At 60.5% G+C, this 11,079-nt stretch carries 11 protein-coding genes; 2 read left to right on the top strand and 9 right to left on the bottom strand.

Translation table 11 applies throughout. The annotated features are described in order from the left end of the window. Positions 1–503 precede the first annotated feature (503 nt). Positions 504–1,292 carry an IclR family transcriptional regulator gene (locus tag PKO02S_RS30060; RefSeq protein ID WP_127588705.1) on the bottom strand — a complete coding sequence of 263 codons (789 nt, stop codon included), beginning with the start codon at positions 1,290–1,292 and terminating at the stop codon, positions 504–506. Between the two features lie 267 nt (positions 1,293–1,559). Here PKO02S_RS30060 and PKO02S_RS30055 point away from each other — a divergent pair, with 267 nt between their 5' ends. Beyond that, positions 1,560–2,357 carry an AAC(3) family N-acetyltransferase gene (locus tag PKO02S_RS30055; RefSeq protein ID WP_127588704.1) on the top strand — a complete coding sequence of 266 codons (798 nt, stop codon included), beginning with the start codon at positions 1,560–1,562 and terminating at the stop codon, positions 2,355–2,357. A 225-nt stretch (positions 2,358–2,582) separates the two neighbouring features. On the opposite strand, the gene PKO02S_RS30050 is transcribed toward PKO02S_RS30055, so the two are convergent. Genes PKO02S_RS30050 through PKO02S_RS30015 form a run of 8 tightly spaced genes read right to left on the bottom strand, consistent with a single transcriptional unit; the run spans position 2,583 to position 9,869 of the window. After that, the gene (locus PKO02S_RS30050) at positions 2,583–2,966 is read right to left on the bottom strand and encodes a RidA family protein (RefSeq protein WP_127588703.1); all 384 of its coding nucleotides are present in this window, start codon (positions 2,964–2,966) and stop codon (positions 2,583–2,585) included. Positions 2,967–2,987: 21 nt separating this feature from the next. Next, a complete protein-coding gene (locus PKO02S_RS30045; RefSeq protein ID WP_127588702.1) occupies positions 2,988–3,821 on the bottom strand; it encodes an amidohydrolase family protein in 834 nt (277 codons plus the stop codon). Positions 3,822–3,867: 46 nt separating this feature from the next. Further along, positions 3,868–5,130, bottom strand: a complete 1,263-nt coding sequence (locus PKO02S_RS30040) for an aldose epimerase family protein (RefSeq protein WP_127588701.1) — start codon at positions 5,128–5,130, stop codon at positions 3,868–3,870. Between the two features lie 52 nt (positions 5,131–5,182). Continuing rightward, a complete protein-coding gene (locus tag PKO02S_RS30035; protein ID WP_127588700.1) occupies positions 5,183–6,298 on the bottom strand; it encodes a mandelate racemase/muconate lactonizing enzyme family protein in 1,116 nt (371 codons plus the stop codon). Positions 6,299–6,320: 22 nt separating this feature from the next. Then, positions 6,321–7,085, bottom strand: coding sequence for an amidohydrolase family protein (locus PKO02S_RS30030; protein WP_164821772.1), 765 nt, complete (start codon positions 7,083–7,085; stop codon positions 6,321–6,323). Between the two features lie 20 nt (positions 7,086–7,105). After that, positions 7,106–7,843: an amidohydrolase family protein gene (locus tag PKO02S_RS30025; RefSeq protein ID WP_127588698.1), complete on the bottom strand. Its 738-nt coding sequence runs from the start codon at positions 7,841–7,843 to the stop codon at positions 7,106–7,108. Beyond that, the gene (locus PKO02S_RS30020) at positions 7,840–8,886 is read right to left on the bottom strand and encodes a Gfo/Idh/MocA family protein (RefSeq protein ID WP_127588697.1); all 1,047 of its coding nucleotides are present in this window, start codon (positions 8,884–8,886) and stop codon (positions 7,840–7,842) included. Before PKO02S_RS30020 ends, PKO02S_RS30025 begins: the two co-directional genes overlap by 4 nt. 38 nt (positions 8,887–8,924) lie before the next feature. Then, a complete protein-coding gene (locus PKO02S_RS30015) occupies positions 8,925–9,869 on the bottom strand; it encodes a U32 family peptidase (protein ID WP_127588696.1) in 945 nt (314 codons plus the stop codon). Positions 9,870–9,979: 110 nt separating this feature from the next. Between PKO02S_RS30015 and PKO02S_RS30010 the strand changes: the two genes are divergently transcribed. Beyond that, positions 9,980–10,783 carry a creatininase family protein gene (locus tag PKO02S_RS30010; protein WP_127588695.1) on the top strand — a complete coding sequence of 268 codons (804 nt, stop codon included), beginning with the start codon at positions 9,980–9,982 and terminating at the stop codon, positions 10,781–10,783. Positions 10,784–11,079: the final 296 nt, after the last annotated feature.

The raw sequence follows: 11,079 nt of genomic DNA, 5'->3' as shown, positions 1-11,079 counted from the left end.
GGTTGTATAATACTGTAGTCTTACAAAGGTATGTCCTGGCCTACCAGTGGCAAGATTCAATTGCAATGAGTATGGGTAAGGCCAGAACCATCATCACCGTAACCCAGAATGTCGGAATTCAAGAAGGAGGTTCCTAAGAAGTCGAGGTTACCTGACCGGGAACGAGAGAGGGGCGGAAAACGTCGGGGTCCAGCTGAGAGTTGCGCAATTAGCACCCTGTGGCCGGTGACTCCAGGAAACCATGAGTTCTCATCGTCAGCCTACAAAACAAATGAAAAGAAGGGGGGACCGTCGGTTCCCCCCTTGCTCTTTTCGAGTATATTGCCACTCCGCTGATGAAAATGAACAAATAGTTGCCTTCATCGGATCGGTTCTTGGAAAACTCGGCAAAATCTTTTTTTCACTCCACCTAGTCTTCGACGGGAAGTGGGCACCGTATCCAAAGTAGCGAATGATGGATTGAGCTGCAAACGGGGGTGTCCGGCAAGGCGGTCCGGCTGGCGTTAGCGCAGCTTGGAAGCGGGGCAGCCAAGCGCTGCCGAGATGCGGTTCGCGGCTTCGATTACCTGCTCGCTGTAGGTGGAGAAACGAGCCGCCGGCAGCTCCCGGTGCAGCGCGATGATGCTGATCGACGCGGTGACTTTGCCCGTATGATCCCGCACCGGAGCGCCGATGCAGCGCACGCCGAGCACTTCCTCTTCGTCGTCGAGCGCATAGCCGAGTTGGCGAATCGCACGCAGCGATTCTTTGAATTCCGCAGGCGTCGTGACCGCTTTTTCCGTGCCACCGCCTAAGCCTCGAGCGGCGATGATGTGCTCGACTTGATGCTCGGGGAGGTAGGCGGCGATCGCCTTGCCCACGGCGGTCAAGTGGACGGGTGCCCGCTTGCCGATGTACGTGTCGAACCGGACGAAGCCCGACGTCTCCACTTTCTCGAGATAGACGACATCCGCTCCATCAATGACAGCCAGATGGACTGGGAACCCGGTTTTGTTGCGCAGCGCGCTCATATGCGGCAAGGCAATCTGGCGGATGTCAAGGTGGTTCAGCACTTTGCTGCCGAGCTGGAACAGCCGCAGCGTCGTACGGTATCGGCCTTCCGCCGTTTTCTCGATATAGCCGAGCGTCTCGAGGTTCTCGAGCAGGACGAAGGCGCTGCTCTTCGCCAGCGACATCTGCGTGCAGACGTCGGCGAATTTCATTCCTTGCGGGGAGTCGCTCAGCAACTCCAGCATTTTGAACGCTCGATCGACGTTCGGGATCATTCTTGTTTTGGATTCCTGATTGCTCACGGCACTCACACTCTCCTGCTAACTACTGCTAATTATTGCTTGCTGCTGCAAATCCCTCTAACTCCTGCGACCTATGGACAATGGGCCGATGCACGGCATACAATCGGATTGTATGGTCCAATCAGGGATGTTATACTTTACACAAGAAGATGCAACCTGAAATAAAGTTCAGTATACGGAACTATTCTACCAGACAGGAGCTGCTCGTTACAAGCGGTGCCTCGCTGACTGTGGAATGGCCCGCATTCAAGGAGGAACCGGTTCCCCATGCTCTCTCATCAAACCCTCGTCGATTCGTTCCGCCGTCTGGGCATCGCACCCGGCAGCCGACTACTAGTGCACAGCGCCTTGCGCGCGCTCGGACCTGTCGAAGGCGGCGCCGCAACGGTGCTAGACGCTCTATTGGAATGCGTAGGTCCGGAAGGATTGATCGCCGTTCCCACGTTCACATACTTCAACGAGACGTTCGATCCAGAGACGTCCCCGAGCCGCACCGGCGCGCTCACCGAGATTTTGCGCAAGCGCAGCGGAGCCGTTCGCTCGCTGCACCCGACCCACTCGATCGCCGCGATCGGAGAGGGGGCCGACGAGCTGTGCGCGAGCCATCACGGCCGGCCGGGCCTTGGCATCGACAGCCCGCTGGACCGCATCGCCCGCTCGGGCGGGGGCATCCTGCTGCTCGGCGTCGGGCATACGAGCAACTCGACGGTCCATGTCGGGGAGGCACATGCTGGCGTTCCCTATCTCGGCGTCCCGTTCGATCCGACATGGCCGACCTCGATTACGATCAAGAGCGGCTCCGACGAGCTCACCTACACAGTGCACGAGCATCCCGGCTGCAGCCGAGCGTTCGGCGCGATCGAGGCATCGCTGCGGGCGAAGAGTAGCATCCGCGACGCGATGATCGGCAAAGCGCTCGTGCAGCATGTCGTAGGCCAGGACGTGATCGCGAGCACGGTCGAGCTGCTGAGCCGCAACCCGGCGGCGCTTCTGTGCAGAGATGACAGCTGCTATCGCTGCAGCCGGGCCCGAGCACAGCTGTCGGCGTCGGCAGCAGGGAGCTGAGTAGAGGTTGATTCCCCCACCCGGGTGGTTTCTTCCAGTCTCGCCACCTTCTCAACAAGCAGGCGACCGTCAAAGTAACTACAACAGCAAAACCGTCCCAGCAAGGGGCGGTTTTGTTTATAACTCAGGATTAAGTAGTCGAAGGCGTTAAACATCTGATTAACAAGAGAAGCTACCGCTCGACACGAATGCACTTCATCGAACAGCTTCGACTACAAGCTTTTCTTACTTTTTCATAGGCGCATACGCCACCACATCGATTTCCACCAACGCCTTCGGCAAAAAGCTGCCCACCGTCGTCCGCACCGGCAGCGGCTCGGAGAAGTACGTAGCGTACACCGCGTCGAACGGCTTGAACAAGCTATAGTCCTTCAAATGCACGGTCGATTTGACCACATCGTCCATCGTGGCTCCACCGGCTTCCAGTATCGCCCGGATGTTGTCCAATGTCCGCGCCGTCTGCGCCTCGATGCCCTCGGCCAGCTCCGTCGTCACCGGGTCCCGCCCGACCTGCCCGGCCACATAGATGAAATCGCCGACCCGCAGACCTTGCGAATACGCCCCTACCCTCGCCGGAGCGCCTTCCGTGCGAATTTCCTGCTTTCCCATTTCGCCGTCACCTCTCCTTCTTTAGGCCAAGTTCAGTTCCTTCAAAATGTCGTTATGCAGCAGCGCTTCCATGTCCGCCGGCGTGAAGCTCGGGAACGGCATCTGGCTTGCATACTCCGCCGCCTTGCGCAGACCTGCGATAGAGTCTTCGAACGTGCAAATCGGGAAGTCGGTGCCGAAAATCAGCTTGCGCCAGACGCCGTACTCCTTCGCCAAAGTAAGCGAGTTGTACAGCTGCCAAGGCCGATAGTAAAGCGCCGACACGTCCGCATATACGTGGGGATGTTTGCGGATGACGCTGATCGTTTCGTTTTCCCATGGGTGACCCATATGGGCAATAATGATCCGCAGCTCCGGGAAGGCGAGAGCAATTTCCTCCACCTGCTCGGGGTGAGCCCATTTCATAGGCGCGCGTCTCGGGAATGTCGTCCCGTGATGGGTGAGGATCGGCAAGCCGTTGTCCTCGCAGTAGCGGTAAATCCGCATCATGCGGGGATCTAGCGGGTCGTACGCCTGATAGATAGGGCTTGTCTTGAGCCCGCGCAGGCCGAGGTTCGTCACGCATTCCTTCAGCTCGTCGAGCGCGTTGAAATCATGAGGATCGACGCAGGCGAAGCCGATCAGCTTCTCCGGATCGCGGCGGCAATACTCCGCCACATACTCATTCGGCACCTCGAAGCCGAGGTGGCGGCTGCGGAACGCGAGGACGATGCATTTGTCCACGCCTTTCATCGCCTCGTAGTGCTCGTCCGGCGTCGTGCGCTGCACGGGCTTGCCGCGCATCTTGAACCCTTCGGCCAGGTAGTCCGCACTGTAGTGATTCGGTTCACCCAAATGCGTATGATAATCGATCATCGCTATGCCCTCCCGGGTTTTGTTAGATTCGTCAGCCAGTTAATCGTTATCCGGTCCATTCCGCCCGGCCGTCCGGCGTCAATCTGGAGAGGCGTTTGCCTTCCTCGGTGGCGAAAAGAGAGGCGTAAAACGTCACCGTCCGGCTCTCCTGCGGCTCGAACAGCAGCGCCGTGCCGTTCGCCACCGCTCCGGCGAGACCGGGCGTCTCCGCGTCCGGCAAGCTGCTGAACGGCTCGAGTCCGAGTGCATAGGCACGGCCGAACCATGGCGCAGCCGTATGCCCGCCGAGCTCCTGCCAGATCCACAGGTAGGGCCATTGCTCGGTGGGCCAGCTCAAGCCGAAGCCGACGCCGAGCGGCCTGTTCGTTGCCGCTACCCAGCCCTCGGCCAGCTCGGACGCGTACAGCATGTCCGAGGCCGGCCGCCCACGCGGCGGGAAGCGGCGCAGGTCGACAGACGGCGCGGCGGCGCCGGACTCTGTTGCCGCAGTCGTGGCTGGCCCGTTGGGCCCGGCCGGTACGTCAGTCCCGGACTCTGTTGCCGCTGTAGACATACCCGTGCCTAGGCACGGCGACTGTCCAAGCAGTTCTGCTTCGCCATCTTTATGTTCCGTGCTCGAGCACGAACCATGCCCCGGCAGCGTCGGCCAGTGGCCGCTCGTGCCCGGCATGACACGGCACGGCGACCCGCCGCTAACGCTGCCAGGCGCCCGCGCGATGCGGCACGGCGGCAGATGCAGCTCGAGCTCGGGGCCGAGAAACGGCTCGCCAAGCGCCGGATGCTGCCCCCACATCGCGTGCATCGGCTGCTGGCTCAAGTTCGTTGCCGTCTCGCGTATCTCGAGCGCATCCGAGCCCTGCCGCAGCCGAAGCTCCCGCACCAGACGGAACGGCAGCCGCTGCGTCTCGACGCTCATCCGCAAGCCCACCTCGTCCGGCCCGTCCGCAATCACTTCGTGCGTCCAGCCCATGAGGCACACTTCCCCGTGCGTGCCCTCCTCGGCGCCCTTGTAGTTGGAAGGGCCGCTGCCGGAAGGGAAAACCGGCTGCCAGCCGCCAGGATAATGGTCGATCCAGCTGCCGCGCGGATGGGCGGTCGTCGGCACCCAGCTCCCCCAAGTACGCATTCCCCACGGCGACCTGTACATGACGTCGATGTCGGTCGGCTTGTGACGGAACTCTACGATGCTGCCGCCTTGGTCGAGCAGCAGTGTGATCGCCAGTGTCTCGTGTTCGAGCACGGCGATTCGATGACTGCGATACGTGTAGTCGCAGCTGATGCGGGCGCCTTGCCCGCGAGGGGTATACATCGGATTATCCTCCTCTCCTGACCAATACCGTTCCCGTTCCTGCCCATTATCTTTACTTCACGCGATAATGCTCCACTTTCTCCTCGTCGAGCTCGACGCCGAGGCCCGGCTTCTCATGCGGCCGCGCCTGGCCGCCCACGATCGGCAGCGGATCGGCCAGCAGCATATCCGCGTAGAAGAACGGCCCGAGGATATCGCATGGATACTCCTCGGCACCGATACCCGGCGTGGCCATCGCCAGGTGGATCATCGCTGCGCTGGCGACGCCGAGCTCAAGGTTGCTGCCCACCGTGCAAGTGAGCCCAGCCGCCTCGGCCACCGCCGCCACCTTGCGCGCCGGCCCGATGCCGCCGCCTTTGCCGATGTACACGGACAGCACGTCCGCAGCGCCGGCACGGACAAGCGCCATCGCGTCCTGCAGCGTGTACAGGCTCTCGTCGGCGATGACCGGCACGGCGACTTGGCTGCGCACATCGGCCATCCAAGCCATGTCGAGCGCCTGCACCGGCTGCTCGGCGAAGTAAATGTCCGCCTCCATCAGCCGGCGGATCGTCTGCACCGCCACGCGCGGCGACCAGCCACCGTTGGCGTCGACGCCGAGCTTGATGTCGGGGCCGACGGCGGCGCGCACCGCCATCACGCGGGCCACGTCCACATCGGGGCTGGTGCCGACCTTGACCTTCATTTTCCGGAAGCCTTGCTCGACCGCCCAAGCCCCGATCTCCGCCGCTTTCTCCGGCTCAACGCCCGTAATCGAGAACTTCGTAGGCACAAACTCCCGCACGGGGCCGCCCAGCAGCCGATAAACCGGCAGTCCGGCGGTTTTGCCCAGAATGTCCCACAACGCCATCTCGAGCGCCGCCTTCGTAAAGGCGTTATGCGCGATCCGCTTCTGAATGCGCTGCGTCAGCGCCTCGATGTGCAACGGGTTCTCGCCGATCATCAGCGGAGCCAGGAAATTTCGGATGAAATGCGCCGCCGTCACTTGATCTTCCCCGCTCCAGCCCGGCGTGCACGACACTTCCCCGAGACCGGTGATCCCCTCATCGGTATGCACCTTGACGAGCAGGAACGGCGAGACGATATGGCTGCCGCGCCCCGAACGGATCGCCCGCTCCGGATGGATCGGCACTTGCACGGGAATCGTTTCGATTGCAGTAATTTTCACAAGCTGCCCCTCATTTCTTCACTTATTTCCACTCTAGCCCTAGCAAACGAAGCGCGTTTTCACCGAGAATGCGGCTTTTTGTCTCAGAAGGTATATCCAGCGTCTCAAATTCCCGAAACCGATAATCGACATAAGGCTGCCGCGGTTGGTGGAACAATCCTCCGTCCGTGCCGAACACGATCTGCTCCAACGGCACTTCGGCCACAATCCGCTCCATCGCGAACGGCGGTGTCGCGCTCATGCACAGATAGACGTTGCGGTGTCTCCGACCTGCGGCAATCGCCTCCTGCCACATATCGTGAAGACCGGCGTGCCCGAGCACGACATTCAAATTCGGGTGACGTACAGCCAGATGCGCTATCTGCAGCGGGGTTGAATAAGGCGGCGTGCCATCGTGAAAAAAGAGCGGAATGCCGAGCTCGGCCGCCTTCTCGCAAACCGGCGCCATAAACTCTTCCAGCGGGCTGAAGCCCTGCAGCCAGTTGTGAAGCTTGATGCCCCGCATGCCCAGCTTGGTAACGCAGCGCTCCACTTCGTCAGCCGCACCTGGTTTACGCGGATCCACGGTGCAATAAGCAATAAGGCGGCCGGGCACGGAAGCACGGGAAATCCATTCGGCCAAGTAATCGTTGCAGGCGACCGGATCTTGCCAGAAGCCGTCGATTGTCAGCATGACGCTGATGTCGATGCCAAGCTCGTCCATGTAGGCGATATATTCGTCTGCAGTAAATGGGTAAGTCCCATCCGGCTGGCGGGCCGGTTGATGGACGTGAAAGTCGATTTTCATTAGTGAGCCGGCTCCTTTCCTCATCCGATACGGGCTTGCAGCAGTCGCTGGATATTTCCGCCCAGAATGGCAGCCTTGTCTTCAGCAGACACTTCGAGATCGCGGACCTTGTCCAATTCAAGCGGCATGCGGCCGACGGGGTGATTGCTCGAGAAAAGAAGGCGCTCGGCGCCAAACATCCTGTACATTCGCCCCATAGCGCGTTCGGGAAAATCATGCGCCGTGTCCGCGTAAATATTCGGCACGCCTTCCATCGCCGGCACAACGTCGATCCAGAAGTCGGTTTTGCCGTTTTTGCCCATGATGAAAGGAACTTCCGGAAACGTAAGCGCCAGTTCCCTAAGCTGCATCGGTAACGCGAAAGCAGGCGTGCCGGTGTGAACGTAAACCGGGACGCGATGTTTGGCCGCCACCTCGATAAGCGGATGGACGAGCGTCTCCATGATCGTGAATCCTTGCAGCGGCGGGTGAAGCTTGACGGCTGCGGCGCCTTCGGTGAGTGCTCGCTCCAGTTCGTCCACAGCGGCTTGGCCGTACCACGGATTGGCCGTCGCATAGGCGTGGAACCGCCCCGGATACCGCCGGGACAGCTCCAGCACCCGGTCGTTGCCGTTACGATTGTCGACGGCCATCTCGCGGTCGATCGGACTGATAAGAGCAGCGCTTATGCCGCAGGCGTCCATTTGCTCGATCAGCTTCGCCGGATCGACGGAATGGTACCGAGCTTCCCCTACAAGCACGTGCATATCAATAATCATTGCGCGGACGCCTCCTTGCTGTTCGGACTCATGCTGACTGGCGTTCCTGACTCCATCGCGTGCGCGATCGCTTGGGTCAGCTTCAGGCTGGCGATGCCTTCCCGGCTGCCCGGAACCGGCGTCGTGCCGGCACGGACGCTGGTGACGAATTTCTCCAGCTGTGTACGGAAACAGGATCGCACCCGATTTTCGCCGAGCTGCACTCGTTCCGTCACTTTGCCCTGGACAAGCACAGCTTCGTTGTTGACGCGGTCCATATAGGCTGTACCGGAAGGGCCCATGATCTGAAACTCGCCCGGCGGAAAGTGCGGCAGGAACCAGGCGACCTCCAGCTTCGCCTGGTCGCCGTTCGCGAACTCGATTATCGCCGTATTGTAGTTCGGCGCCGGGAACTCGGGCCTTGTCTTGAGGCCCTGCGCCGTTACCTTGACCGGCGTAGAGCCGGTCAGGAAAGCGAGATGGTCGGCGGAATGCGCGCCGTCATGAATACAGGGCGGCCCGTGGCGCAATGTATGGAAGATGCGGTCGTATAGCTCTGGATTGCCCGTAGGGTCCCAAACTTCGTCATAGACGCTGATGCGGATTTGCAGCGGACGACCGAGGCGACCCTCGGCGATCCAACGCTGAAGCGCATCCATGAGCGGACCGTGCCGGTACGTGAAGCCGACCTGCAGCAGTTTGCCGCTCACGCGCTCCGCCTCGGCGACGCGCTCGGCATCCTCGAGCGAGGTCGCCATCGGCTTCTCGCACAGCACATGTTTGCCCGCAGACAGCGCATCGATCGTGATGCCCGGCGTCACCCACGGCGGAGTGCAGACGAACACGGCCTCGATTCGCTCGTCAGCCAGGATGCGCTTGTAGTCGGTGGTGCCGTATTCGGCTGTTGCGCCTGCAGCCGCCAGCGCGGCGTCGACCCGCTGCGGGTCCGCGTCGCAGACGGCCATCAAACGCACGGAAGGGTTCTCCGCGAACGTCGGCATATGCTGCGACATGACGATGTCTCCGCAGCCGATCACAGCAATCGATAGTGGAGTAGTCGACATCGATTCGGTCGGCCTCCTTCTTTTAGGATTGACGCTGATTATACAGAGATCTTGGTTATTTGCGGGATGCCTAATCCTTTTGCACCCGGTTCGGACATAATCGCATCGGGATAGTAACGGCGCAGGACATCTAGACCGAGAGCGGCACGTCTTACTTTTTCCCGGCACTGGGCGACGGCCATATGCTCGATGTGCGTCCCGCTAGGGTACACGCCGGCGGCATTGCGCAAGCCGAATTTGATGTAGACCGGAGAGATGACGCGCACGATTTCGGGAATTTCGTACAGGCGGATCGCCCCTCCGAAGTCGTCAGGCGCTTCGACGTACAGATCCAACGGCATGTCGACCGCCTGACGGATGCCGCCGATCCGCGCCAAAGTGAGTGATGTCGGCAAGTTGTAGGTGTTCGCCCCCATCAGCTCCATGTTGCGTACGGAAACCGGATTCGCCGCCCCCATTGAGACGGACACTTTTACAACTAGGTCGGCCGGCAGCTCGCCCGCTTTTTTCATTTCATTGACAATATACAACAAACCTTCGTCCGCGACCAGAACGCCGCGCAGCCCCAGCCGACAGCCGCGTTTCAGGTCCTCGAGCGCATAGACGAGCTGATCCATCCCTTCATGGCGCAGCGCTTGCCCTTTCCCGGCTGGCGTGTGACCTGCTGCAGTTATGTCCCATGTCGTGCGGGGACCGATAAACAAGCTGACCTCGACGCCGTTTGCAGCCGCCAGCTCAAGCATTTCGCGGATTTCCGCGTCCGTCAGCAGCATGATACCGCTTCCTTGGGACACCCTATGAATAGGCACGCCGTATTCTTTAGCCGTCTCCAAGGTTGCCGCGAGAGCCTGCGGGCCTTCTACGCTCGGAATTTCGATCCGAACTTGAGCGCCGTCGGGAAATCGTTTCGCGGATGTTGGCAAATCATGGGCATCGGTAGTAGGAAAACCAAGACGAGCGAGAAAATTGCGCGTTTCTTGCATGTGAGAGCACCTCCGAATGTTTTTGGTTCCATATACTGAAATGCACTTCAAAGATTTGATAAAACAAAGTATAATATACCCAATATGTTGTGTAAAGGAGGATTCTACCCATGGTACCAAGCGCCAATCGGCCCGGCAGCCTGCTGCTTCATGAGTTGACTCGCACCGAAATCGGCGAGTGGGCGCCGCAAGCCACCGTCATCCTGCCGGTGGCGGCCACCGAGCAGCACGGCCCCCATTTGCCTGTGATGGTCGACACGCTGATCGCGGAGACGATCGCCTCCACGGCTGCCGAGCTCGCCGGTGCATCCGTCCCGATGCTCGTTGCGCCTACGGTTGCCTATGGTGCTTCGCACCACCATTTGATCTATCCCGGCGCTATGTCGCTGTCGACTGCTACACTGATCGACGTGCTGCGGGATTTGACCGATTCGCTGGTGAGCAGCGGGTTCCGGCGTATCTTTCTCTTGAACAGCCACGGCGGCAATGAGGAATGCATTCGTCTCGCCGCACGGGAACTGGCGCTGCGAGCGCCAGTGAACGCCGGCGCTTCCTCCTACTGGACGGTCGCTTGGGAGCGGATCGTGCAGGAGGGTCGCGCCGCCGAGCTCGGCATCGTGCCCGGCCATGCCGGCGGCTTCGAGACGTCGCTTATGCTGGCGATGCGGCCCGACCTCGTGCGCACCGACCTGCTGCCGCTGCCGCGCTCGGGCCATCGTGCGGTTCCCGCCGATCCGAAGGATCCGTCGGCGGGACCGCTTATCCAACGCCACGGCAGTTGGGCCGCGATCGACGGCTACAGCGACGACGCCGGCGCCGCCTCAGCCGAGCGCGGCCGGCTGCTGCTCGACCTGATCAGCCGTTCGGTCGCGGACGAGCTGGTGAAGTTCCATCAATTGGCTTTGATCGATTAATTTCTGAATTTTAGTTCAATATTCGGAACTTCCAAGTGTATGGAGGCGGCTGAGGTGGGGAAAAAGGGGATGCGGCGGGAGGTTGACTTAGATAGGTGGAGGTAGGCGGGGATAGGCGGCGGTAGGCGGAGATAGATGGGGGGAAGCTGAGGTAGGCTGGGGGGAAGCTGAGGTAGACGGGGTTAAGCAGAGGTAAGCGGAGGTAGTCCATTTTTGTACTATCACTACTTACTGGGCATCGGCTATGCTAGAACTAGTCAACTTTTTGCACCAACTCCGCTCTCTGGGCACCAACT

This window comes from Paenibacillus koleovorans NBRC 103111, from assembly GCF_004000845.1.
Classification (GTDB): domain Bacteria; phylum Bacillota; class Bacilli; order Paenibacillales; family NBRC-103111; genus Paenibacillus_AA; species Paenibacillus_AA koleovorans.
Note: the sequence above shows the minus strand (reverse complement) of the source record. Positions and strands in the feature narration are given on the sequence as shown.